The organism is Aliiglaciecola aliphaticivorans (assembly GCF_054782055.1).
On the sequence record NZ_BAAGTF010000010.1, the window covers coordinates 185237 to 209797 of the forward strand.

A 24561-nucleotide genomic window follows, 5' to 3' on the forward strand; every position below is an offset into this window, starting at 1 on the left:
GTATAAAACATTAATGAAATATCAATGCATTGACATGTTAATAATACATTATAACGAAAGCAGCAAGTGCTTTATGTCAGCACTAAAAGATAAGTGAAGAAATTAAGCTATTAAATTAGAAGCGAAGAAATCTAGAAAGCTAAGTTATTAAACTAACCTATTTTATGGTTGCAATTGTTTGATCAGTTCTTTTTCAGCCGAGGCCACAAATAGAATGTACAAATGACTAATCGTCAATTAAGTCGTCTATATCGTCAATCAAGTCATCTAATTCATTTTGAATATGTTTAGTTTGCTTTTCAGTAAACGTGGGTTGTAGCTCCACTAATAATTGAATATAAACTCTACGATTGTGTTCACTTGCCTGCAGATATTCCGGACTTTTGAATAGATCTGGGTGCTGAAACATATAATTTACTTCTTCAGCATAATTCGGCACTTCATGCCGCGATAACATGATATTTTTAACGGATGCTTGAATACTGCGACGATACGCTATCCATTGCTCAAAGGTGGAGAGGAATTTAGTGGCATGTGTGCGGATCAGTTCTTTTTGTGAATTGGACAATTTACCCACCCATTTTTTTATTTGATCTTGGGTGTCCTCTATGGCGTCCTGCCGACGCTCTTCTTTAGATTTTTTATTCCGCTTTTCTTCTTTTTTCTGGTTCTCCTTTTCTAATGCGTCAAACATTTCATGTATTTGATCGTCACTAAGATGAATGGATAACTCAGCTAATTCGGGGCTGATTTCATTTCTAAAGCGCGCCCAGTGTTGGTTGCCGCGCTCCATATGATTCGACCATTCTTGTGAGGTTAAATAACCGGATTGAATATCCGCTTTTACATCTATTAAATGCTGACGATAATTGGCTAACTCTTGTTGGCGATGCCACTTTAACCATTTTTCAACTTTTTCATCAAGTAAGCCTTTTTGAGATTTATCTAAATCAATATAATCATCTATGTACCAATACATCATCCAATCAATATTGTTATAAGCAAATTTTGAAGTACAGCCGCTGAGCAATAGTATTGCGACTAAACAAACACTGATAACTACATGTTTAAACATCATTAAAATATTCTCTTATTTCACTATGTGGTATGCATATATTTGACATCATTGCTTACAAGACTCAGTGAGGCAAGGGTAATTCATCAATTATTACAGTTTTGCAATACCTGCTTTTTTGACCGCCTGAACCGTGCAAATCTTTATAGTTTCTTGTATAAGGACTATGTTTAACAAGGAGTTATCATTTTAGTCCAAGCAAGGAGATAATTTATATGCGTAAAATTGCGCTTCTCACGTCAGGCGGTGATGCACCGGGAATGAATGCTTGTATCCGCGCCATAGTGTTAACAAGTTTACGTTACGGACTGCAAGTTTATGGCTATCGCCATGGTTTCAATGGATTACTTGAACAAGAGTATTTAAAGTTAAGATCTACAAACATAACCAACATCATTCAACGCGGTGGCACTATTTTAAACAGTGCTAGATGTTTGAGTTTTAAAGCAGATGATGCCGCTAAAATGGCAGCTAAAAATCTTGATGCACTGGGGATTGAGGCACTAATAGTTATTGGTGGAGACGGGTCGTTTCGAGGCGCGAAGCACTTATCTCAACATTGGTCAGGACAAGTCATAGGCATTCCCGGCACTATCGACAACGACGTAAATGGAACAGACGCAACAATAGGCTACTACACGGCCATTGAAACCGCGTTAGATTCCATTGATAAAGTCAGAGATACAGCCGATGCCTTTGAACGAATATTTCTTATTGAAGTTATGGGGCGTCACGCAGGATTTATTGGCCTCAATGCTGCCATTGCCTCTACCGCAGATCATATTTTATTGCCCGAATTATCCCGTAGCTGTGAGCATGAACTAGAAAACTTAATAGACCATATTGAAGCGGTAAAAAAACGCAGGGGAAATTCTAGCTATATTGTTGTGGTAACCGAAAATTTATGGCCTCAAGGCATCACTAACCTTGCTGAAGTGCTCACAGAAAAAACCCAGATTGATTGCCGCCCAGTCATTCTTGGTTATATTCAAAGGGGCGGCTCTCCGGTGTCCCAAGACAGAGTTTTGGCCACTAAACTAGGGGCCTTTGCGGTTGAAATGGCATTAGAAGGCAAAACAGGCGTTATGGTCGGCGAGATAAATCAACAATTGGTTTGTCATGATTTAGCAACCAGTTGGCAACAAAATAAGACGTTAGATCCCTATTTAGTTAAAATCCAACAAGATTTATTCGACATATTAAAACGTCCCTAAACGCAAATTAAATTGAAATCTGTGTCATAAATGACCTATTGAGACCGACCGTCTTGATAGCATCCAGTGAACTAATGAGCCAGGGCTGCATATGACAAAGAAGCGGCACTTAAAATTGTTCATATATAAACATAAAAGAACTAGCTAGGATGTAAACTAAACTTGTTTACCCTAAGTTTTGAGTTAAGCCTAAACCCTGATCATTTCCTTCACTTTATCTCTGTGACTGCGGCTCACTTTAAGCTCAGTATCATTACTCAGCACCAGATGGTATTCGCCACTAACATGACTGACCATTTTAGTTACATACTGAATATTGACGATTGCTGAGCGATGGGCTCTAACAAATTTTCTGGGATCTAATTCTTCCTCAAGTTCTTTCATGGTACGACGCATAATGTGGGTACCATCAAGCGCATGAACACACATGTAATCCCCCGCGGCATCAATCCATTGAATATCGTTTACAGCAACTCGGGTAACTTCGGAACCGTCTTTAATTGCAAGAATTGACGGGTAACGCTTATTCTCAAGACTTTCACCTGATGCCAAACGCTGTAAAATATCCTCGCAATCATCACCGGTGAATTCTGCCACCAATTTTGCCAGTTTAATTTTCTGCTCACCTTCAGACGTTTGCCCAAATACAGCGGTTACTTTATCTATTGCTACCCGTAAACGTTTTTCATCAATGGGTTTCAACACATAATCTAAAGCATGGATATCAAAGGCTTTGATGGCATAACTATCGTAAGCTGTAACAAATACTATGATGGGAATAGGTTGCTGTAACTCTCTCAACTTATTAATCACTTGAAAACCGTTCAAGCCTGGCATTTGTATATCAAGAAACACTAAATCAGGCCGCAATTGAGGAATGGCTGAGACAGCTTCTAGACCATTTTGGCATTCTCCCAAAACGTCTATATTGTCGAACTCTTGTAACCTCACTGCCAAGCCTTTTCTGGCTAGGGGTTCATCATCTACAATCAACGCTTTAATTTTAGTTGTCACCGTCATTCACCTCAAAAGGAATTCGAATGCTCACTTTTATACCGGTTGGTTGATTGTGAGACACGACATAAGAAAAGTTATTTGAATACAATGAGCTAAGCCTTTCCTGAATGTTAGGCAGCCCGACTCCATTGCTTCGATTTAGTTGCCCATTTTCAATATTCGCACCAGGGCCGTTGTCACTTACCTCTAGCATTAAGTCTCGCCCAAAGGATTTGGCAACCACTTTTATTTTACCGCCTTTCTCCATTTTGGAAATAGCGTACTTAATCGCGTTTTCAATTATGGGTTGTAAAATAAGACTTGGAACTAAGGCATCATTGCAATCATCTTCAATATCCCATTCAACATCTAAACGCTCATCAAAGCGTACTTTTTCTATCTCTAAATACAACTCTAACGCTTGTATTTCGTGCTTAAGAGAGATTTTTTTAATGGGGTCTTTGTCTAGGGAATAGCGTAAAAAATCGCTTAAACGACTAACCATAGCCTCTGCTCTCTTATTATCTTTCACCAAGATAAGCGTGCTGATGGCGTTCAATGTGTTAAACAGGAAATGGGGATTAAGTTGGTACCTAAGCATTTTCAAATGGGCTTGATGGGCCATTGTCGATGCCTTAAGGGCATTTTGCTTTTCTTTTTGCAGCATTTGGAAGTTTTTAATTCCAAAATACAGGCCACTCCAACATACCACCATAATCAGTGAATTGATGGTATTGGTAAAATACATAAACCAAGCTTCTGGTCGATAGCCATGTTTATATATTTCCCAAAAGTTAATGTTTTTTAAAACCGCCCAGAATAAAGCGATGCAATACGCACTGCTCGCTACCGTAAGTAGCATTTTCCACGCGCTTTGCTGATGAGCCCAACGATAGATGTATCGCAAGGGGATAGTTAACAGCCAACCTGCCATAGCATTAAGTGCAATAACAAATATCCAAATGCCGCGAACGTCGTGTAAGAATGAGCCGATATAATAAACAATCGCGAATCCAAACCACCCTCCTGTATGCAGGGTCCAAAATAGTCTTTCACGATTTTCGTATAGCTTTTGCCAATTGAACAATAGTAGATCTCAAGTGAACATATTAAGCAGTGAGTATACGCCTGCTTAAATTAAAAAACTCGTTATTAATCCCAACCTTAGTTAGGTTTGTCGCAAAGGCAGGAGGGTAACCAAAGGGGACTATTAGCTTTTGTCTGTTTGACAAAGCCATATTCTACCTGCCTGGCTCACGTTATTAGATGACAAGAAAACCTAATCTAAAACAGCTACACAGCCTTTAATATTGAATGTTAAAGCGCTTTAGCCAATGCACCCACCACCACGCAGGCCCCACTAGTAAAAACTGTAAATCTTTAAAAAATGAAGGTTTCTTTCCTTCGATCTTATGGCCAACAAATTGTAAGATCCACATGATCACAAACAACGCTAAACTGAATTGCCAAACCGAAATACCTAGATAGGACAACAAGCGAACGCCGCCAAAGCACAAAATAGTCAATAATGTCATTGCTGCGCCAATAGGACCTGACAACTTAAAATAATACCAAAGTACAGGAATAGAAATCACATGAGCCCAAGTAATGTCGAAATGATTCAAAAACTCAGGGGTTGGAATAGACCAAATCAGTGCAAAAGTCACAAAGTAAATAGCCGGTACGGCTATCCCGTGAATGAGAATATTGGTTTTGTTTGTATGACTTTCACCATACTCGTTTAATAACATTTCGACTCTTCGCATAAATACCTCTTAATTGGAGCTTTAGCTCTGCACAATGTAAATTTTTTTTATTATTAATTGTGATGCCACCTAATTAGGAGTTATCCCCACGACAACGCCTATAATGTCACCCAGTAGAAAGTCACGCTATCATCAATTGATGCAGCAATCCTTCCACAACTTTCTCAGATGCTTCAAATTTTACACCTAAGTAAAACCGAATCTCATCCACTTTCTGATTCATGACTATACCAGTTAATTCGGATATTTTTCCGTCTGGATTTTTAATCGCTAACGTAATTAGAGTTTTAATCGCTAGTTTCTGCTTAACCAATTGACGATCAACCGATACACGACAACCACTGGAAGACAGATCGACAATGAGACCATCAAATAACAGTAAATCCGTTTCCTTTTCCACTACGGTCACATTTACGTGGGCCTGTGCTCGCTGTTCACTTCTGAGGGCATGACATTGAAGCGATTGTGGAAAAGTCGTAAATATATAACTCGCTGGATTATTAACTATGACACTAATCTTAACTTTAAATGCAACCACTTCACCCGCGTCGTCTTCATGAATATAACGTACGACTAAAACCGCATCAGGGTATATCACATCGCGTAAATTCCCCCAACGAGTTTCATCAGGATACTTAATTATTAAAAAGCGATTACTATCCATCCCAACAAATTCAGTCTTAATTCTGGTGACCCCCGATGCAGCCATAATTTGCAGATCTAGAGCTAATCCAGGGCGCATTGCACGTAATTTACGTAAATCCTGCCGAGTTAAGCCTGCTTTGTCTTGCGTTATTGCCACTGGTTGGAAATCTCCTATAAGTTAGCAGTTGCCTGTCTCTGAAGCCATAAATCCCTATGAATTGTATATTTTTTATCATTTAAACTTCGACTCTACAACTTTTAACTGCTGTAACAGAGAATAATATCAATGTCTTAGCTGTTTAATACTTAACTCAACACAGGCTATCGGTTATCCTTAACGACAGTCTTTTCACCAGTTGCGTATACCAAACTGGTGGTTCTTAACAATGTAAAACCATAAATAGAGCACAACTTTGCAAACATCTGAACAAGTTCATTATTCCGTTACTGTTGACTCAATTGCCGGTCACACGTTTAAAATCGTGCAAACAATTAATATCACTGATCAAGGTAATATTAAGTTCAAACTCCCCGCTTGGATCCCCGGAAGTTACATGATCCGAGACTTTGCCAAGAATGTTGTGTCCCTCAAAGCCTATGACGATGATCTACAAAGCTTGAAAATCGAAAAATTAGATAAACAAAGCTGGCAAGTCACCCCAGGCAAAGGCAAGGTTCATATTGAAAGCATTGTCTATGCATTTGATTTGTCAGTGAGAAGTGCTTACATATGCGATGAATATGCATTTTTTAATGGGACTAGTGTATTCTTTGAAGTCGAGGGCTATTCTGGTCCTTGCAGCGTCGACGTTAGCATTCCAGACGCGAAACTAGATAGCTGGTCTATTGCAACGGCAATGTTACAAACCCATACTCACAAATCAACTCAATCTTTCAAAGCGGACAACTACCAAAGTCTTATTGACCATCCGCTTATACTAGGTGAACTTGATATTGTTTATTTTTCAGTAAAAGACGTTAAATTTGAATTTATTTTAACCGGTTCTCATCAAGCTGATATGGACAGGATCTGTAGAGATTTACCGAAAATATGTGACCACCATCTATCCCTATTTGATGAAAATACTCCAGTGGAGCGTTATCTGTTTATTACCTTGCTATGTGCAGCAGGATTTGGTGGATTAGAGCATAGCCACTCAACAGTATTGCAATTCCCGCGCAATCAGCTTCCAAGCAAAGCACAACAACATAAAATGCCAGACGGTTATCGTACCTTCTTAAGTTTGTGCAGCCATGAGTTATTCCATACTTGGCACGTTAAACGCACTAAACCCGCGGAGTTTATCAATTTAGACTTGAGTCGAGAAACCTATTCTGAGCAGCTGTGGATTTACGAAGGCTTCACCAGTTATATAGATGACTTAAGCTTATTGCGTTGCGGTTTAATCGACGTCACTAGTTACTTTGAAGTATTAGGCCAAACATTAACCCGACTAAAACGCAACCCTGGTAATTTAAAACAAACCGTGACTGAATCTAGTTATGACGCCTGGACACGCTTTTATCAACAGGATGCGAGTGCTGCAAATAATATTGTCAGCTACTATGCCAAAGGAGCTGAAATCGCATTGTGTTTAGATTTATTAATCCGCAAAGAATCCAACAACAACTACAGTATTTTCGATTTATTAAAAATACTGTGGCAACGATTTGGCAGTGTCAATATTGGGACTCAGAATGATTCCATTCATAAAATTTTGAAAAACGATTTACATGTCGACCTAGATAACTTTTTAGAGCGGGCTTTGTATTCAACATTCCCTATCCCCACAGAGCAACTGCTGGCAGAGTTCGGTGTTACTTTGCATTGCAGAGCAAGAAAAGATGTTGCTGATAAAGGCGGAATGCCCGCACAAGAGACTCTGTCAGTTGATTTCGGTGCGACTTTTGAGGCCACCGCAACAGGCATTTCTATCATGCAGGTTTTAGAAGACTCAGCAGCCTATGAAGCAGGATTACAAGTTAAAGATAACCTAATAGCAATAGAAGAATGGCAAGTGAGTAAAGATTCGTTTTTCAACGTTCTGGAGAATTATCAAGATCAATCTCAGGTCAGATTGCACGTATTCCGTGACGGTAAACTAAAAACCTTCACGATGCCAATACGAAGTGCAGTGAAAGATACCCTCTATTTAACGACGTCAAATGAGCAGAAGCAGGTTCTATGGTTAAACAGCTAGTAACGGCAGTCTAAAAACCCGAAACGCCCTAGGGGCAACACACAAAGGTAAAATAAACATCTCGGTTATCTTACCTTTGTGTTTATCCAGTGCAGACACCATCCTATAAAAACGGTTCACACAAGTTCAATGCTAGAAAGCGGGTTATGGTTGTTAACCGGCAAGATGTTAGCTACCAATAACCGCCATTTTTATTCACTATTGCTGAAAGCATAAAACCGATTGTCGCACTACATAAAATCAAGCCAATGACAAAAAATGGTGTAAATTTAGCAATGGCAAAGCGCACATTTCGCCTTTCAATACTATCAATGACTTCATCTAAATCAGCTTCATCGTAATGATATCTGTTAACAATATAACGGGACGAATCCCCCACTTCAGTAAAATAAAAATGGTATTTGTCTAACAAATCTCTTAAGCGAACGGGATCCATCTTAGTTTGTTTTAAGACATCTTCGAAAGCGACACCATTGGGTTCAAAACCATCGAGTACTCGATGTATTTTCACCACTTCAGATGCTTTCATGGGTTTGATACCAATAATCGTGCTCATGGCCATGTCGTATTTCATTGCAGCAACCTTTATTTTTGACTCCATACAAAATATATCATCAAAACAAGCTACCCATGGTACAGTTTTTAGCAAAGATTTTTGATTAATTAGAAGGCCTTTGAGGAACAAGTAAAGCGGGGTCCACTCGTTGATTTTGCCAATTCATTCGCCAATCCAAGTGCGCACCAGTCACCCGACCAGTGGCACCAATTTCTGCAACCAATTGACCTTGCTGAACAATATCGCCCACTTTTACATGACCGGCATGCAGATGTAAAAATGTAGAAGAAACCCCGTGGCCGTGATCAATAATCATGGTGCCACCAGAATAATACATATCTGGCACCCAAAGGGTCACTATCCCATCAGCTGGAGCATAAACAGGAGTACCTGTAGGCGCAGCCACATCAACGCCGAAATGGGGTCTTTTGGGTTGGCCATTTAACACACGCTGACTACCATACACACCACTAATCGGCCCTTCAGCTGGCCAGATAAAGGTCTGCATGAAGTCAACGCGCGGATCACGGCGCGATCGCGCCTTAGCCACTTGTTGGTTATCTAAACGAATTCTAGCCAACACATCTTCGGGAGGCGTGACCATTTTAGGGGGTAACCCTTCAATCCGCTGAACATCATATTCACGCTTTTTTAAAATCACATCTTGTTGTTGTTTAGGTTGCTTTGGTGCCTGCCAGCTCAGTTCGTGCTTTAGCTCTGCATCCCGGCCAAAACCAAAAACGAAATAGCCTTGCTCAGATACCGTTAATGCTTTGCCATCTAACCATACTTGACTGCCACTTGGTGCCTTGCCGCGTATGAGTGCGCCCTGAGATAGCTCCCCTTCAAGTTCAATGGCGATGACGTTAACACTGATCAGCAAACTGAATAAGGTTGTAATTACGACTTTAAGCATAAGCAATAGCTCCTTTTCCTACCCCTTCAAATGCGAGCACTTTAAAGCGACTCTGTGACCTTTGCTGTTTCAATTCCATCGCCATAAACTGCGCTAAACATTCCACCGTGGAGTCGGTATCAACTATGTCACACTCAGATTTTGGAATAGCCAGTGAAAATTCACCTTGAGATGACTCATAGTTAAAAAAGAAGTGAGTTGAAAGGTCTTCAATTTGTTCCGATAAAGCACTTTGTTGACCGTCAATAATGTCTTCTTGACTACCGACGTAGATATCTTGCCAACGTTTGGCCCAATATTCCTGCCAATCTACATTCAACTTATCATTTTCATACACCACTACCTTCGACCGGTGACCGTGAGCAATGCGCTGACAGTTACCATCGTGTTTTTTGAGACCGTGGGTGTAATGATAATAGGGCGTATTGATAACTTCTGGACGTAATATTAATTCGATACCATCAACGTTACTCGGAAGGTGTGTCGCAATAACGTCTTTTAGATATTGACCGACAGACGCGATATCCACTTCTTTTGCGTAGACGAAAGCATATGCTTCAGCAGGACATAAGAGATGAATTGACTTCCCATTCGGCCTCAAAAAGTCCACTTTCACTTCGCCGCTATTGGCATCGCGCTCAATTATACTAAAAGCATGTTCTGCGGGTACAAGTAACTTGTGATCAACATATTCATCAATAAGAAACTTTAGTTCTTTTTTAACTTTTCCGAAGTCAAGCACCATGCTTTCTTCATTAAGTTCACCATCTAAAATCACATCCACAATCCAACTTTCACCAACCATTCCTCTTTGTGCACAAAGATAGGAAAAATCCATTACGGTTAAGTCGTTTACAAAAAGCTGCATAGTGTAAAGTAGTCCTGTAATTTTAATGTAGTTAATAAACTTTTTAGGTTGCTCAAGTATATCGTATTCAGATTACGACGGCATGTTTGTATTGGTTAAAACTAGTTGTTATTCCGAGTGAGCTGATCTTTTAAATTAGGTGGAATACCCTTAATCAATAAAGTATCGGAATTTGGGTCGTATTGCACTCTATCACCGTATAACACTCTGTCAAAACTCAAACTAATACCACCGCCTTGACCACTGAATTTGGCTAAGGTTTTTAACGCACTACGATCTGCTTGAAACGATGATTCCAAGGGGGTTTCAGCCTGTTGGTTAAAGTCTACAAAGTTACGTCCTTCTTCTTGAGGCAGGCTTTGCGACAACTCTTCAATCTGAATATCATCCCCTTGTTCTAACTTAGCCTTATAATAATCAGACACAATTTGTCGAGTTTGCTGCTGCTCTTCTTTGTCTAACTGCTCAGAAGCAATAAACTCATCTACGGTTTTCAACAGTTGTTTATTTTGCTGCTTAATATCGACCAGCTCTTCACAACCAATAAAATGCATGAAAAAATCTGAGACCTTTCTGCCCATGCGTCCTTTGATGAAACTGATATAACGGTTTTGTTCCGGTTGCGTCTTTAATTGGGTTAAATCTATTCTGACGGCTAATTGCATCTTTGCTAAGTCTAGATGATCGCTGTAAGTCAATTCTAAACCCTCGGTAATTTCTACGTGCTGTTTTGTGTTTAACAGCGCAATCATTAAATATTCAGTGGCTAAAAATTCATAATGACTAAAGATCACAAAACCCGTTTCTACCGTGGCCATTTCGACCATGCTTTTCTTGAGCTTTTCGCAACTGGCAACACTAAAATCAATAAAGGTATCGGGGTCCGCTATCATCGCTAATAATTCAGAACGAAACTGATCATTCGCCTCAATCGCATTTTCATCAGATGACTCATCAGAAGGTGAAGTCGGATCAATAAAACTCCCCACCCCTTTACCTGGCTTTTGGTTGAACACTTGATTAATTTGCTGTGCCAGTGTTTCAATATCAGGCGTGACGTCAAAACAAGTACTTTTGGGAACAACCGTTAACTCTTGTTGTTCATTAATCCCTAATTGATGTACCACAAAGTGTTGAATAACAGCGCTCATGAAAATCTAACCTTATAAAGTGACAAAAAATAAAAAAACCGACCATTGAATAAACAGCACCTAGTTACTATCTGTTCGAATACTTGTTACTATTTACCTAAATCGGTTTAAAGGTTCAAACATGCCGCAACAATCCAAATATTCAGACGCTCAATTTGAAGCGCTAATGAATGACATCGTATTTGCTCTGGAAAAAAATGAAGCAAATAGAGATTTATCTTTAATGGCGTTAGGAAATGTCATCACCAACATCTTTTTGCATCAAGTAAACGATAACCAGCGCGAAAAAATGGCCGCTCAGTTTACACAAATCTTGATGAAAAGTATCAATGGAAAACAAAAATAAATGATACTCTCAGAAACACCCCGTCGTATTATGTTAACCAAGTTAGTCACTTGGGGTCACTGGTTTACGCTTTCCAATATTGTCATTGCTTTAGTGATCGCAGGAATTTACGTTTTTGCATCTCCTTTACCTGAATCCTTACTGGGGATTACTTTCCTGTTAGTAAACTGGGTAAGTCATATTGGCTTTTTAACCTTTTTTGCGTTTGTCATTTTAGTGTTACCGCTGATTTATGGATTCCCAAAGTCACGTTTTATACGTGGAGCTGCGTCAACTATAGCCGCGTTGGGCTTAGCGTTATTGGCATTTGATGCACTGCTATATACTAAATATGGTTTACATCTCAACTTTGGCTCTGCTGACTTAATCAAAAGTGAAACTCAGCCGGTAATCAATGCATTTGGCTGGCAGCAATGGGGCTTTTTGCTGTTATTATTTGTCGTCTGGCTTTCGTTCCAACTTATACTGGCAAATGCCCTTTGGAAACGAATTGAACGACTTCAAAAGTTTCGCCTGGGTGTCCCTATCAGTAGTTTATTTGTTGCTTGTTTTGTATGTAGTCATGCTTTGCATATTTGGGCTGACGCAAACTTATATCAGCCCATAGTCAAACAAGATAATTTATTCCCTTTGTCATATCCAGCCACGGCTAAAGCACTCATGTCCAAATACGGCTTGTTGGACATAGAAAATTATAAACAGCGTAAAGCATTGCAATTTGATCGCAGCGTTCACGGTATTAACTACCCGGCTAAACCTGTGTATTGCAGTATTAATATTAGCAAACGTTTTGTGTTACTCATTCAAACCGATGAGCCAGAGTTAACGTTACAGAGCCCCACGCTCATCGCCTATGACAATCATTATGATTTGAGCTCCAACCATCACTCATCTCAATTTTCGAGCTTATTTGGCTTGCCAGAGATTTATACTTCTGAGCTTGAGAACAAAACTCCATTGATGTTAGAGCTGCCGCAAAAACTCGGGTTACCCGTATTTTTGTATTCTGATTTACCTCTAGAAAATGCGAAATTAGCAAAATTAAACACGGATTTTGAGACCTTTGCTAAAGCAAGTGTTTCTGATCAACCTAAACTAGCTGTTGGATTTGTATCGAGTGCAAACATTAAACAATTAATAGCTTCAGGTGTCTTAGATAACAATCAAGTGATTATCTCTAAACTTGCTGCTAACCGTGATGATATTCAACAAGTGCCCTTGTATGCGAACTTTAAACTCAACAAAACCTTATCGAGTCACTTAGACTTTCCAGCCACAGTGTTAGAAAATCTAGGCTGCCAAGCTCTTTCCGATGATTACGCCGTAGGTCAGCCAATGCAGAGCCCTCGTCGCAATTGGTTGGTTGGAACCAAAGGTAGTAAGGTCATTGTCATGCAAAATGATAATCGCATTGAAGTATTGGCCAATGGCAGCTACAAAATTTATGACCGACAGACTGGCGAAGAAAGTATTGATAGCCTCAATACAGGGTTGTTAAGTCAGGCGATTAAACACTTAATGCATTTTTATTAGGCTAAATAGGGTATATACGATTTAGACTATCAACCCATTTAAACCCAATGTTAGTGTCATCGGCCATGGGGGTGCTTGAGTAGAGGTAACGATGGGCCACCCCTGCTCGAGACGCGGCCAACATGTCGGTTTTATTATCTCCAATCATCACCGAGTGTGACATATCAATATCGAATTTTTTTTGCGCTTGTTCGAGCATGCCGGGGTTTGGCTTTCGACAAGCGCATGATTGCAGGTATTTACCTTTGGCTTTTGTGGGATGATGGGGACAATAAAAAAATTCCGTAACCTTAATGCCTCGCTTTTCAAACTCTGACTGCATCCATTTTGACAACTGATGAAAATCATCTTCTGTGTAATAACCACGACCAATCCCCGACTGATTGGTTATCACAATGATGATGTAACCTTGTTGTTGAAACCACTTACAAAGTGGAAAAATATCGCTAATAAAGTCGATTTGTTCGGGACGAGATGCATAACCATGATCAACATTAATCACACCATCTCGGTCTAAGAATAACGCTTTAGGTGTCATTACATCTTTCTCAATACTTGGATATCAAATTCCGTCTGACAATTATTTTCAGCTTGCAAAAATTGTTGTTTATTCTGTTCACTAGTATGCCAGTAGTAAGGTGTCATTTTTAACAATGCAAGTCGTTGCTCCGGTGTCTGAAAGTTCAAATCAAATGCCAATGATTCTCTGCAGTGTAACGAGAAATTTTGGCTATCTACTTGGCTCAGCGTATGGGGTTTCGATTCTGCATAGATGGATTCTTTAAGTTGCTGCAGGTGCATTGGTCCGGGATTGACTAAAATCCATAAGCCATTGGGTTTTAAGATCCGTGCCACTTCATCCTCACTAGAAGGCGCGAAAACTTGCACAACCACATCGATAGTATGATCCTCAACAGGAATTTTAAACGTACTGGCAACCGCGAATTGACAATCATTATGTGTCTTAGCCGCACGCTGAACAGCCACTTTTGATATGTCACAGCCTGATGCAGAACACTGATAACCGGCGTTTTTTAATTGCCTGCAAAGCTGCGCTAAGTAATACCCTTCGCCACAACCAGCGTCGAACAAGGCCAAATCCGGGTGTTGACCATGCAATTGAATTAACTCAGCAATACGCTCTATTAGAGGGTCGTAAAAGCCGTGTTGCAAGAATTCACGGCGGGCCAATATCATCTCTTTATTGTCGCCTGGGGCTTTGCTATTGCGCTCTTGTGCCAGTTGTAAGTTGACATACCCCTCTTTAGCGCGATCATAACAATGATTTGCGGCACAACGCCACGTACCCGCATCCAATGACAATGGAAGACGACAAGCTGGACAAATCCACATGTAATTAAGACTACCTTAAATTTGATGCCAAACTCAGTAACAGCCCGGCGATAATAGAAAGTAGGCTATTAGACCCTTGTTCCACCATCCAATTCAAGTGTCCGCCCCGTAAAATAATCATTCTCGAATATAAATTTTGCCGCGTGGCCTAATTCTTCAGCTTCCGCCAGTCGACCTACAGGTACGGTAGATAGGAATCTTTCTATCATTTCAGGCCGCATTTGCGCTGCCATGGCTGTGTTTACCAGGCCAGGAGCGATACAACCGGTACGAATATTATATCGAGCTAGTTCTTTAGCCCATGTTACCGCCATGGTTGCCACAGCTGACTTTGAAGCAGAATAATTAGTTTGCCCCATGTTGCCACCTCGGGACACAGAAGATAGATTGATAATGACGCCAGAACTATTGGTTTCTATCATGGTTGTGGCGGCTTCTCGAGCACACAAAAACGTTCCGGTGACATTCACGTCAATAACAGATTGAAACTGTTGTTTTGACATTTTATCGACGACTTTGCCGTCTTTGATTTTAAGTAACATGCCATCACGCATGATGCCAGCACTGTTAATTAAGCCGTTCAACTGACCAAAATCATGCTTAATTTGAGAAAAGACGTATTCCACATCCGACTCATCAGTCACATTAACCGCATAGCCTCTAGCGGTTACGCCTAACTCGGAAATTTGTTCCGCTGCACCTTTCACCACAATATCTTGAACGTCCAGCATGGCCACGTGAGCACCTGCATCAGCGAAGGTTTTAGCCATTGCCAAACCAAGTCCTTGCGCCGCTCCGGTAATCGCAATTACTTTATTCTTAAGTTCCATAACTCACCTTTTTAACTATAGGGTTACTACTATTTACGACTGTAAAACGTATTAAAGGATAAAGATCCCTTGCCTTCAACCTTGAAAATTCTCATTTTATCCTACGCCTTTAGAGAATTTGATTATCACTATCTGCTAATAATCGTCTTCCAATTATCATTCGCATAATTTCATTAGTGCCTTCTAAAATTTGATGTACACGTACATCCCTAACATGACGTTCCAAAGGATATTCTTGAATATAACCGTAGCCACCATGGATTTGCAGCGCTTCATTACAAACTTGAAAACCAACATCAGTGGCAAATCGTTTAGCCATAGCACAGTAAGTGGTTTTATCCGGGCTCTGACTATCTATTTTATAGGCTGCGAGTCGCACCATTTGACGAGCTGCAACGAGTTCTGTCGCCATATCTGCGAGTTTGAATTGAAGTGCTTGAAAGGCGGCTAATGGTTTACCAAATTGGGTACGTGTTTGCATATATTCAGTGGCGGTTTCCAACGCTCGCTGGGCAGTTCCAATGGAACAAGTGGCAATATTTACCCTGCCCCCATCAAGCCCCATCATAGCAAATTTAAATCCTTCACCTTCTTTGCCCAGTAAATTGTCGATGGGTATTAACACATCTTCAAAGGTAATTAATCGAGTGGGCTGGGCGTTCCAACCCATTTTTTCTTCGGCCTTACCATAAATAACACCTTCAGCATCTGCAGGGATCACGACCGCAGAGATACCAGCGGGCCCATTATCACCGGTTCTCACCATAACGACTAACACATCCGTTTCACCTGCCCCTGAGATAAACATCTTAGCGCCGTTAATGCGATAGTTGTTTCCTTCTTTTACCGCTGACGTCCGTAAAGACGCGGCATCAGATCCCGATCCGGGTTCAGTTAAGCAATAAGAGGCAAGGTGTTCGCCAGTGACTAAGGTTGGGCACCAAGCCGATTTGACCGACTCTGTTCCCCAGCTTGCAATCATCCAAGTCGCCATATTATGAATAGTCATCATTGCCGTAGTCGCAGTGCATCCACTGGCCAATTGTTCAAAAATTAGGGCGGAATCTAAGCGACTAAGCTGTAACCCTCCCGCATCTTCTGGAGTGTAAAGTGAGCAGAAGCCTAACTCTCCTGCTTTTTGAATGACTGATTTAGGAAATATATGCTCTTTATCCCAACGGGCTGCATGGGGCGCAAGTTCCTGTTCAGCAAATTGTTTTGCTGTATCAACGAAAGCGATTTGATCTTCGGTTAAATCAAAATTCATATGCTAGACACCTATAAAAACGTTCATGTTAAAGTATTGTAAATAGAATACCAAACTAATTACCTTAACGTTAACGTAAGAAAAAATAATATCACCAAAAACTGCCAACATCTGTATACAGTTTTTGTATGTCAGAGGTTTTATTGTCTTATTTTAGCCTCGATTCTCGGGTTAGCCTATTCAATCGAAATATCTTGAGCAGCATATTTTGATACTTGCATAATTAATTTGTGGTGAAATAACTATCCATAGCAATGTACATTGTTATTTTGATACTATGCTTGTTATATTGTCGTAATAAATTGATCAGAAAGAAGAAATCATTGTGGTTGTACCCAAAATCAACATCGCTGTAGTTGAAGATAATGGCATGGCCCGAATTCTTTTACGGAACCATTTACTAGAAATGGGTTACTCTAATGTCTCTTGTTTTATTCATGGTAGAGAACTCAAGAAAGCCTTGAAAGTCCGTCCATTTGATCTAATTTTAATGGACTTCCACCTTGGCAATCACAAAAATGGTGTGGAAGTCATTCAAGAATTAAGCCGTGAAAAACTATTAAAGCATACTACAGGTTTGATTTTTGTCACGTCTGACAGACTACCCCTGATAATTGGACAAATTGTTGACATTCATCCCGACGATCTAGTCATCAAACCCTATACCATTCGCATCCTCGAAAAAACCATCGCTAACACCTTGAAAGTACGCAGACAATTGATGCCTGTTTTAGCTTTGATGGATGAAAAACAGTGGGATCTCGCTCTGCTCAAACTCGAAGAAATAGCGAAAAATAATGCCTTACCAAAATCACGCACTAACCTATTAAAAATACGTGCAAGATTATTATTGAAACTTGCCAGGTATGATGAAGCGGCTGCACTGTACAGTGGCGTCTTAAAAAGTGCCGAAAATGTAATTTGGGCCAAATGGGGACTAATACATGCCCAGTATTTAGCCGGCAAAATAGAAATTAGCGAAGAATTGCTAAAAGACATGTTAGGTGCCCATTTAACCAATGACAAAGCCTGCGAATGGCTAGCCCGGATTTGCATTGGTCGAAAAGAATATGAGGTAGCTGAGGAATATATTGATTTAATCAAAGAAAGCGCGCTTTCAATGCCTGCAGCTAAATTAAAGTCTTACGTTTACCAATTACAAAACAAAATGGATAAAGCCATTGATTTGTTAGAGCGGAAACGTCTAAATGCAAAGGATATTCGAGAGAAATATGCAGAACTATCATTGGAATTGGCCCGCTGTTATCTCACGATAGCGGAGTCGAAAAAAAGCCATGAAAGAGCCAATGCTTTACAAGTGGCGCGATTTTTAATCGGTAATGCTGGACGCAATTATTTAGAAGAGAATCTCGCGATTAAACGTGATTACATGAACATTCTTGTGGCAATACTAGAAAATGATCAAGACAAAGCTTTAGCGCTTTTAACAGAAGCCGATCAAAAAGACTTTAAAGCAGCAGATGTTCCTACCATGACTGACGCCATCAAGGGGTGGCTGGGGGTGGGTGATGAGATGCGGGCAGCTCAAATCTTGTTTGATTGTGAGGAAAAAATGTTAGACACCGAAGACCTCACAGATCAAACCATCTCTTCAATGGTTATAGCTCAGCAAGAGGAAGAATTAGGGGAAAGACGACCCAGAGCCCTTAAGTTTAATAAACAAGGGTTGCATCTGCACAATCAACAGCGTTACCTAGAATCTGTAGACTATTTTTACCAAGCTTACTTACTGTTTCCCAAAGAAGCGGCATTTGGTTTAAACCTGTTACAAGGGCTATTGGAGTCGAACTTGGCAGAATACAAAAAAGCAAAAACCATCAAGTTGTTTAACGAATTAGATAGTCGCGAATTAAGTATCAGTAATCGCAAACGTTTAAATGAAATTGGTGGCAGAATTAGTGCAGATAAAGAACAATTCATTATCAACGAAAAGCCAGAATAACCTCTCTACAAATACATAACTAACTCAAACACAGCAACAACAAAGGCTCAAAGCCTCCCTTTACCTCACCTCAAGTTACCTTACTTTTCACTTCGAACTCCGGGTTGAGATACACCTTATTATCGATAATTTGTTTTAGACTTTCTAAAGCCCTAACAACATCTGAAAAGCCAATATACAAAGGTGCAAAGCCGAAGCGAAGCACGTTAGGGGCGCGAAAGTCGGCGACAACATTGCGCTTAATAAGCGCCTGACAAATAGCGAAAGCGTTAGGATGAGTGACAGCCACTTGACTGCCTCTAAGCTCTGGCTCTAGAGGTGATATACAAATTAAATCTGTGTCTAATTCTAATGCGGTTAAACCTGCAATAAAAAATTCAGTAAGTGCTTGAGACTTTTCCACTACCTGCAACATACTTAGGTTATTAAATACGTCTAATGCGGCGTCTAATATACTCATTGAAATAATGGCTGGGGTACCCGTTAAGCACTGAGAAATACTCTCATTGCTCTGGTAGTTGGGGGAAAATTGAAATGGATTACTGTGACCCATCCATCCACTTAGGGGTTGTTTAAATTGGGCTAAATGACGTTGTGCAACATACACAAAACCTGGTGCTCCTGGCCCACCATTTAAATACTTATAAGTACAACCCACGGCAAAATCCACTTCCCATTCATCTAGTTTGAGATCTAACACACCGGCACTATGGGCAAGATCACAGATAACTAAAATTCCTTTTTCATGGGCTAATTTCGTTAACTTTGCCATATTGTGAATGTAACCGGTTTTATAGTTCACTTGAGTTAATAATAACACCGCCACCTCTTCATTCAGTGACGCTTCGAGGTTATTTGAATCTACTGTTCTTAACATACAGCGCTGACTGCTTAAAAGTGATTCAACCCCCTGCACCATGTAAAGGTCTGTTGGAAAATTGTCTTGTTGTGACAGCACGACTTTTCGATTTGGACGCATGTTCAACGCGCCACACAGCAACTTAAATAAATTAACGGAAATAGAATCACAACACAGGGTTTGCGAAGGAGCTGCTCCAACTATTTTTGCAATTTTCTCGCCGACGATGAAAGGTAAATCAATCCAATTATGGGTGTTCCAACTGCTTATTAAATCTCTGCCCCATTGTTGCTCAACCACTTCCTTGGCGCGTTTTTTAGCACTAACGGGTAATACACCTAAAGAATTGCCGTCTAAATAAATACAATCATCAGGCAAGTCAAATAACGCCCCATAAGACTCAAGTTTATCTTCAGAATCTAACGTTGCAGCAGCAGTTTTTAATTCCTCTAATGAAGTGAAAGCAGAAATTTGATTTGTCATTTAGTTACTCTGTATAAGTACGTAATTTAAGTTTGGAATTAGTGTGTTTTGCCAGATTGCTGAATGTGTTCCAGCAATAATTCAAAAGCTTTCGTTTTTGGGTGTAAAAAATCGAAATGCCCGGCCCCGGGAATACGCACAACCTCAGAGCTAAAATCAGTGCTTTGTGACAGCGGAACGATCTGATCTTGCTCACCATGGAACAAAGTCACTTCAGCAACGTTTCTTGGGGTGGCATGTTTATAGTCCATGACAATGCCCTTATTTTTGCTCGTGTCCGTGTCTTCATATTGCCCTCCCATAAATTGGCTCACGGCGGTTTGACAACTATTTGACCCTTTAGAATATTGAATAATGTCAGTAATGGCAGCCAACCCAATAACCTTAATTTTAAAAGTTTCATTTACATCTGCGGCAATAACCTTGTCATTTGCTAACAAAGCTAGATGACCACCAGCAGAATGTCCGAGTAGGTATATACGTTTCGGATCGAAGTTGAGGTGTTTGTGTTGGGATAAAATAAATTGAATACCACGTTGAATATCTTCAAAGGTTCCTGGCCATCCGCCCCCCTCGTCACCAACACGTCGATATTCTAAGCTCCACACCATAAAACCGTTGTCAGCAAGGGCACTGGTTAATGCAAAACTATGGTCAATTGAATAGGCATTTAACCAACATCCTCCGTGGATAAATATAACCAGCGGTTTGGACTCATTTTCTAGGCTATTGTTCGCCAACCAGAGTTTACCGAATTGTAATTTTTCGGGTCCGTAGCTTAAGGTTTTATCGGCTTCATTATACTCTGCACCGAGCACTTGAGTGTATTGAATATTTTGTAATGTATTGGCGAAGGATTCTGTGCACCTAAGATGGGAACAGAACAAAACAATCAGGACAACAAGAAATTTCAAAATACTCATATTCACTTTTTCGTTATGGCCAAAGGGATCTCAGCATAAAGGTGATACGTTATTTTCGCTAGCAAAATTGCTTTGGGAGCTATGATATACATGGCGTTTAATCATTTCATCAATATTTTAAATAGAGATTCCTTTTCAACATTTGACCTTCCGTTAACACTATGTTAACTTTATTTCCAACTTTACGTGAACGTAAAGGTAAAGGTAAAAGTAGAGAGCGAAAAGTAAACAAAATATTGCGTTTGGCAATTCGTTGCAAAGTTAGTGGTACACCCTAGTGATACACACAGATTAAGCATTAACCCGGTTAGGATATAAAAATGAATGTTGTAAAACAAACAGATAAGTACCCCACTTCCAGACACGATAAAACTTACAGTATCGGCGAGTTATCCAAAGTATTCGATATCACCCCTAGATCTATACGTTTTTACGAAGAGCAGGGCCTTTTGTCTCCAGCGCGCTCAGGACAAACACGAATATATACAAATAAAGATAAAGTCAGACTAAAGCTGATATTGCGAGGAAAGCGTTTAGGGTTTTCTTTGGCTGAAACCCGCACCCTTTTTAACCTTTATGACAGCCATCAGAATTCAAAAGTCCAACTTCAAGCAATGTTGGAAATGACCAAAGAAAAACGAGCCTTGTTGATTCAGCAACTCGAAGACATCAATGTATTGATGATTGAGTTGGATGAGGTTGAGTCACGCTGCCAAGATGAACTTGAACAAATAAATAAATAAAGGATAAATAGCATGAATACTTCCTACCCTACTCTCAATTTTGGATTAGGCGAAGATATCGATATGCTTCGCGATCACGTCTACAACTTTGCCCAAACTGAAATTGCCCCCTTGGCAGAAAAAGCTGATGAAGATAATGCCTTCCCTAATCATTTGTGGCCTAAATTAGGCGATATGGGCTTGTTAGGAGTAACCGTAGCCGAACAATATGGTGGTTCTGATATGGGCTATCTTGCGCATACCATCGCGATGGAAGAAGTGAGCCGAGCCTCTGCGGGAATAGGATTAAGTTACGGCGCCCATTCTAACCTGTGTGTTAATCAAATCCACAAAAACGGCACTGAGGCACAAAAACAAAAGTATCTCCCCAAACTCGTATCCGGAGAACATATTGGTGCTCTGGCAATGAGTGAACCCAATGCCGGATCAGACGTCGTTAGCATGAAGCTAAGAGCTGATAAAAAAGGTGATAGATACATTCTCAATGGCAACAAAATGTGGATAACCAATGGTCCGGATGCCGATACGTTTGTTATTTATGCAAAAACCGATAGCAAAGCAGGCTCTAAAGGCATTACTGCATTTTTGGTCGAAAAATCCTTTGCAGGCTTTAGCCAAGCACAAAAACTCGACAAATTAGGCATGCGCTCCTCAAATACCTGTGAATTGGTATTCCAAGACTGTGAAGTACCTGCAGAAAACATTCTTGGCGAAGAAGGTGGCGGTGTTCGTGTATTAATGAGTGGCCTGGATTATGAACGACTGGTGCTCTCCGGTGGACCTCTTGGGATCATGCAGGCCTGTATGGATTTAGTCGTTCCCTACATTCATGACAGAAAACAATTTGGTCAATCCATAGGTGAGTTCCAATTGGTACAAGGCAAAGTTGCCGACATGTATACCCAAATGAATGCTGCCAGAGCCTATGTTTATGCGGTAGCGCGTTCCTGTGATCGCGGTGAAACTACCCGCAAAGATGCCGCTGGAGCGATTCTGTATTCTGCAGAATTGGCAACTAAAATGTCCTTAGATGCCATTCAATTGTTAGGTGGAAATGGTTATATCAATGAATTCTCAGCTGGCCGTTTGTTACGAGATGCAAAACTCTATGAAATTGGTGCAGGTACTTCGGAAATTCGTCGCATGTTGATAGGCCGCGAATTATTTAACGAAACAAACTAAATCTCCGGCTTTTGACATCTAGGTGTCATCACAGTGAGGTTAAATTTTATTAAATGGATTAGGAGCGATTGCATGCCCCCTATCGTCAGCAAGTTAAATGTTAAAAGTCAGGAATTTATCGATAACGCAGCCAACATGGCTCAGCAAGTTAACGATTTAAAAGAAGTTATCGCTAAAGTAAAACAAGGTGGCGGTGACAAAGCCAATGATCGGCATACTGCTAGAGGCAAATTATTGCCCAGAGACAGAGTCAATGCATTGTTAGACAGCGGCTCGCCATTTCTGGAATTGTCACAACTAGCCGCTTGGAACGTTTACGAAGATTATATACCTGCCGCAGGCGTCATAGCAGGTATTGGTCGGGTGTCCGGCGTAGAATGCATGATAGTGGCAAACGATGCGACGGTAAAAGGGGGAACCTACTACCCTCTTACGGTTAAAAAGCATTTGCGTGCGCAAACTATCGCAGAACAAAATAACTTACCCTGTATTTACTTAGTGGACTCTGGTGGCGCGAATCTGCCAAGGCAAGACGAGGTATTCCCAGATCGGGAACATTTTGGTCGTATTTTTTATAATCAGGCGAATTTATCCGCTCAAAACATTCCACAAATAGCGGTTGTAATGGGCTCTTGTACCGCAGGTGGTGCATATGTTCCGGCCATGGCTGATGAATCGATTATAGTCAAAAACCAAGGTACGATTTTCTTAGGAGGCCCCCCTCTTGTGCAAGCCGCGACGGGAGAAGTAGTAAGTGCTGAGGAGTTAGGTGGAGGCGATGTTCATTGTCGTACATCAGGTGTGGTCGATCACCTTGCGAATAATGATCATCATGCATTGCAACTGGCCAGAAACGCAATTGCCCGTTTAAATCGAACCAAACCCAATTATCTAGACCTCGCCGAACCCCAAGATCCTGCTTATCCAACAACGGATATATACGGTGTTATCCCTAAAGACAGTAAGCAGCCATTTGATGTTCGAGAAATCATTGCCAGAATCGTGGACGGTTCAGAATTCGATGAGTTTAAGGCCCTATTTGGCACTACCTTGGTGTGCGGTTTTGCACGAATTTTTGGATATCCCGTGGGGATAGTCGCAAACAATGGCATTTTATTTTCCGAGTCTGCTCAAAAAGGTGCACACTTTATTGAGTTGTGTTCCCAACGAAAAATTCCTTTGGTGTTTTTACAAAATATCACCGGTTTCATGGTGGGAAAACAATATGAAGCGGGAGGAATAGCCAAACACGGGGCGAAAATGGTAACTGCTGTAGCCTGTGCCAAAGTACCGAAATTCACGGTTTTAATTGGTGGCAGTTTTGGAGCTGGAAACTACGGTATGTGTGGCAGAGCCTATGATCCAAGGTTTATGTTTATGTGGCCCAATGCCCGGATCTCAGTGATGGGTGGCGAGCAAGCTGCTGGCGTGTTAGCCCAAGTTAAACGTGATCAAAAACAGCGCAACGATGAAAACTGGAGTGCTGAACAAGAAAAGGCGTTTAAACAACCTATTATTGATACTTATGAGCAACAAGGTCATCCCTATTATGCATCTGCGCGACTATGGGATGACGGCGTAATCGACCCAGCAGATACACGTTTTGTGCTTGCCCTGTCAATTTCTGCGGCACTTAATAAACCCATCGAAGAAACGCGCTTTGGCGTGTTTAGAATGTAAGGCTATTCTCG

At 40.7% G+C, this 24561-nt stretch carries 23 protein-coding genes; 8 read left to right on the forward strand and 15 right to left on the reverse strand.

What is annotated here, in order from left to right; all coding sequences use genetic code 11:
- Positions 1 to 226 precede the first annotated feature (226 nt).
- Positions 227 to 1078 (reverse strand): DUF6279 family lipoprotein, encoded by an 852-nt coding sequence (locus tag ACYVIL_RS06175; RefSeq protein WP_460311915.1) that lies wholly within the window; start codon positions 1076 to 1078, stop codon positions 227 to 229.
- 212 nt (positions 1079 to 1290) lie between these two features.
- Between ACYVIL_RS06175 and ACYVIL_RS06180 the strand changes: the two genes are divergently transcribed.
- The gene (locus ACYVIL_RS06180) at positions 1291 to 2289 is read left to right on the forward strand and encodes an ATP-dependent 6-phosphofructokinase (protein WP_460311916.1); all 999 of its coding nucleotides are present in this window, start codon (positions 1291 to 1293) and stop codon (positions 2287 to 2289) included.
- Positions 2290 to 2478: 189 nt separating this feature from the next.
- Here ACYVIL_RS06180 and ACYVIL_RS06185 read toward each other — a convergent pair whose 3' ends face one another.
- The 4 genes from ACYVIL_RS06185 to ACYVIL_RS06200 all read right to left on the reverse strand — a co-directional run bounded on the left by ACYVIL_RS06185 (position 2479) and on the right by ACYVIL_RS06200 (position 5853).
- Entirely contained in the window at positions 2479 to 3303 is an 825-nt protein-coding gene (locus ACYVIL_RS06185) for a LytR/AlgR family response regulator transcription factor (protein ID WP_460311917.1), read from the reverse strand.
- A complete protein-coding gene (locus ACYVIL_RS06190) occupies positions 3293 to 4372 on the reverse strand; it encodes a sensor histidine kinase (protein ID WP_303473720.1) in 1080 nt (359 codons plus the stop codon). The genes ACYVIL_RS06185 and ACYVIL_RS06190 overlap by 11 nt, the downstream gene beginning before the upstream one ends.
- A gap of 217 nt (positions 4373 to 4589) precedes the next feature.
- Entirely contained in the window at positions 4590 to 5051 is a 462-nt protein-coding gene (locus ACYVIL_RS06195) for an Mpo1 family 2-hydroxy fatty acid dioxygenase (protein WP_460311918.1), read from the reverse strand.
- 121 nt (positions 5052 to 5172) lie between these two features.
- Entirely contained in the window at positions 5173 to 5853 is a 681-nt protein-coding gene (locus tag ACYVIL_RS06200; RefSeq protein WP_303473718.1) for a flagellar brake protein, read from the reverse strand.
- 256 nt (positions 5854 to 6109) lie between these two features.
- Here ACYVIL_RS06200 and ACYVIL_RS06205 point away from each other — a divergent pair, with 256 nt between their 5' ends.
- On the forward strand, positions 6110 to 7897 hold the full coding sequence (locus ACYVIL_RS06205; RefSeq protein ID WP_460311919.1) for a M61 family metallopeptidase: 1788 nt from the start codon (positions 6110 to 6112) through the stop codon (positions 7895 to 7897).
- A gap of 172 nt (positions 7898 to 8069) precedes the next feature.
- Here the strand turns inward: ACYVIL_RS06205 and ACYVIL_RS06210 are convergent, their stop codons facing one another.
- From ACYVIL_RS06210 to yejK, 4 genes are all read right to left on the reverse strand, one after another.
- Complete coding sequence (locus tag ACYVIL_RS06210; RefSeq protein WP_303473716.1) at positions 8070 to 8471, reverse strand: hypothetical protein; 402 nt, start codon at positions 8469 to 8471, stop codon at positions 8070 to 8072.
- Positions 8472 to 8556: 85 nt separating this feature from the next.
- Entirely contained in the window at positions 8557 to 9369 is an 813-nt protein-coding gene (locus ACYVIL_RS06215; RefSeq protein WP_460311920.1) for a M23 family metallopeptidase, read from the reverse strand.
- Positions 9362 to 10237: a 6-pyruvoyl trahydropterin synthase family protein gene (locus ACYVIL_RS06220; protein WP_460311921.1), complete on the reverse strand. Its 876-nt coding sequence runs from the start codon at positions 10235 to 10237 to the stop codon at positions 9362 to 9364. Before ACYVIL_RS06220 ends, ACYVIL_RS06215 begins: the two co-directional genes overlap by 8 nt.
- A 101-nt stretch (positions 10238 to 10338) precedes the next feature.
- Positions 10339 to 11388 (reverse strand): nucleoid-associated protein YejK, encoded by a 1050-nt coding sequence (gene yejK, locus ACYVIL_RS06225; protein ID WP_460311922.1) that lies wholly within the window; start codon positions 11386 to 11388, stop codon positions 10339 to 10341.
- A gap of 121 nt (positions 11389 to 11509) precedes the next feature.
- On the opposite strand from yejK, the gene ACYVIL_RS06230 reads away from it, so the two are divergent.
- Both ACYVIL_RS06230 and ACYVIL_RS06235 read left to right on the forward strand, forming a co-directional pair.
- Positions 11510 to 11734 carry a YejL family protein gene (locus ACYVIL_RS06230; RefSeq protein WP_303473712.1) on the forward strand — a complete coding sequence of 75 codons (225 nt, stop codon included), beginning with the start codon at positions 11510 to 11512 and terminating at the stop codon, positions 11732 to 11734.
- Positions 11735 to 13267: a DUF3413 domain-containing protein gene (locus ACYVIL_RS06235; protein WP_460311923.1), complete on the forward strand. Its 1533-nt coding sequence runs from the start codon at positions 11735 to 11737 to the stop codon at positions 13265 to 13267.
- 1 nt (position 13268) lies between these two features.
- Here the strand turns inward: ACYVIL_RS06235 and gmhB are convergent, their stop codons facing one another.
- From gmhB to ACYVIL_RS06255, 4 genes are all read right to left on the reverse strand, one after another.
- Complete coding sequence (gmhB, locus tag ACYVIL_RS06240) at positions 13269 to 13805, reverse strand: D-glycero-beta-D-manno-heptose 1,7-bisphosphate 7-phosphatase (RefSeq protein WP_303473710.1); 537 nt, start codon at positions 13803 to 13805, stop codon at positions 13269 to 13271.
- Complete coding sequence (locus ACYVIL_RS06245) at positions 13805 to 14620, reverse strand: putative RNA methyltransferase (RefSeq protein WP_303473708.1); 816 nt, start codon at positions 14618 to 14620, stop codon at positions 13805 to 13807. The genes gmhB and ACYVIL_RS06245 overlap by 1 nt, the downstream gene beginning before the upstream one ends.
- A 68-nt stretch (positions 14621 to 14688) precedes the next feature.
- Positions 14689 to 15450, reverse strand: a complete 762-nt coding sequence (locus ACYVIL_RS06250) for an SDR family oxidoreductase (protein ID WP_303473707.1) — start codon at positions 15448 to 15450, stop codon at positions 14689 to 14691.
- A 109-nt stretch (positions 15451 to 15559) separates the two neighbouring features.
- Complete coding sequence (locus ACYVIL_RS06255; protein ID WP_303473706.1) at positions 15560 to 16717, reverse strand: acyl-CoA dehydrogenase family protein; 1158 nt, start codon at positions 16715 to 16717, stop codon at positions 15560 to 15562.
- Between the two features lie 325 nt (positions 16718 to 17042).
- On the opposite strand from ACYVIL_RS06255, the gene ACYVIL_RS06260 reads away from it, so the two are divergent.
- Positions 17043 to 18680, forward strand: a complete 1638-nt coding sequence (locus ACYVIL_RS06260) for a response regulator (protein WP_303473705.1) — start codon at positions 17043 to 17045, stop codon at positions 18678 to 18680.
- A gap of 70 nt (positions 18681 to 18750) precedes the next feature.
- Here ACYVIL_RS06260 and kynU read toward each other — a convergent pair whose 3' ends face one another.
- Together kynU and ACYVIL_RS06270 are read right to left on the reverse strand one after the other, a co-directional pair.
- A complete protein-coding gene (gene kynU, locus ACYVIL_RS06265) occupies positions 18751 to 20022 on the reverse strand; it encodes a kynureninase (protein ID WP_460311924.1) in 1272 nt (423 codons plus the stop codon).
- A 38-nt stretch (positions 20023 to 20060) separates the two neighbouring features.
- On the reverse strand, positions 20061 to 20945 hold the full coding sequence (locus ACYVIL_RS06270) for an alpha/beta fold hydrolase (protein WP_460311925.1): 885 nt from the start codon (positions 20943 to 20945) through the stop codon (positions 20061 to 20063).
- Between the two features lie 320 nt (positions 20946 to 21265).
- Here ACYVIL_RS06270 and ACYVIL_RS06275 point away from each other — a divergent pair, with 320 nt between their 5' ends.
- The 3 genes from ACYVIL_RS06275 (at position 21266) to ACYVIL_RS06285 (ending at position 24550) form a co-directional block, all read left to right on the forward strand.
- Entirely contained in the window at positions 21266 to 21688 is a 423-nt protein-coding gene (locus ACYVIL_RS06275; RefSeq protein ID WP_303473702.1) for a MerR family transcriptional regulator, read from the forward strand.
- 12 nt (positions 21689 to 21700) lie between these two features.
- A complete protein-coding gene (locus tag ACYVIL_RS06280) occupies positions 21701 to 22870 on the forward strand; it encodes an isovaleryl-CoA dehydrogenase (RefSeq protein WP_460311926.1) in 1170 nt (389 codons plus the stop codon).
- Positions 22871 to 22942: 72 nt separating this feature from the next.
- Positions 22943 to 24550: a carboxyl transferase domain-containing protein gene (locus ACYVIL_RS06285; protein WP_460311927.1), complete on the forward strand. Its 1608-nt coding sequence runs from the start codon at positions 22943 to 22945 to the stop codon at positions 24548 to 24550.
- The last annotated feature ends 11 nt before the right edge of the window (positions 24551 to 24561 follow it).

Bases quoted from the DNA above. Each gene is read 5' to 3' on its own strand.
- ACYVIL_RS06220 (WP_460311921.1), bottom strand. From the start codon at position 10,237: ATGCAGCTTTTTGTAAACGACTTAACCGTAATGGATTTTTCCTATCTT.
- ACYVIL_RS06280 (WP_460311926.1), top strand. From the start codon at position 21,701: ATGAATACTTCCTACCCTACTCTCAATTTTGGATTAGGCGAAGATATC.
- gmhB (WP_303473710.1), bottom strand. From the start codon at position 13,805: ATGACACCTAAAGCGTTATTCTTAGACCGAGATGGTGTGATTAATGTT.
- ACYVIL_RS06230 (WP_303473712.1), top strand. From the start codon at position 11,510: ATGCCGCAACAATCCAAATATTCAGACGCTCAATTTGAAGCGCTAATG.
- ACYVIL_RS06175 (WP_460311915.1), bottom strand. From the start codon at position 1,078: ATGATGTTTAAACATGTAGTTATCAGTGTTTGTTTAGTCGCAATACTA.
- ACYVIL_RS06195 (WP_460311918.1), bottom strand. From the start codon at position 5,051: ATGCGAAGAGTCGAAATGTTATTAAACGAGTATGGTGAAAGTCATACA.
- kynU (WP_460311924.1), bottom strand. From the start codon at position 20,022: ATGACAAATCAAATTTCTGCTTTCACTTCATTAGAGGAATTAAAAACT.
- ACYVIL_RS06245 (WP_303473708.1), bottom strand. From the start codon at position 14,620: ATGTGGATTTGTCCAGCTTGTCGTCTTCCATTGTCATTGGATGCGGGT.
- ACYVIL_RS06180 (WP_460311916.1), top strand. From the start codon at position 1,291: ATGCGTAAAATTGCGCTTCTCACGTCAGGCGGTGATGCACCGGGAATG.
- ACYVIL_RS06210 (WP_303473716.1), bottom strand. From the start codon at position 8,471: ATGAAATACGACATGGCCATGAGCACGATTATTGGTATCAAACCCATG.
- ACYVIL_RS06255 (WP_303473706.1), bottom strand. From the start codon at position 16,717: ATGAATTTTGATTTAACCGAAGATCAAATCGCTTTCGTTGATACAGCA.
- ACYVIL_RS06270 (WP_460311925.1), bottom strand. From the start codon at position 20,945: ATGAGTATTTTGAAATTTCTTGTTGTCCTGATTGTTTTGTTCTGTTCC.
- ACYVIL_RS06215 (WP_460311920.1), bottom strand. From the start codon at position 9,369: ATGCTTAAAGTCGTAATTACAACCTTATTCAGTTTGCTGATCAGTGTT.
- ACYVIL_RS06235 (WP_460311923.1), top strand. From the start codon at position 11,735: ATGATACTCTCAGAAACACCCCGTCGTATTATGTTAACCAAGTTAGTC.
- ACYVIL_RS06285 (WP_460311927.1), top strand. From the start codon at position 22,943: ATGCCCCCTATCGTCAGCAAGTTAAATGTTAAAAGTCAGGAATTTATC.
- ACYVIL_RS06275 (WP_303473702.1), top strand. From the start codon at position 21,266: ATGAATGTTGTAAAACAAACAGATAAGTACCCCACTTCCAGACACGAT.
- yejK (WP_460311922.1), bottom strand. From the start codon at position 11,388: ATGAGCGCTGTTATTCAACACTTTGTGGTACATCAATTAGGGATTAAT.
- ACYVIL_RS06250 (WP_303473707.1), bottom strand. From the start codon at position 15,450: ATGGAACTTAAGAATAAAGTAATTGCGATTACCGGAGCGGCGCAAGGA.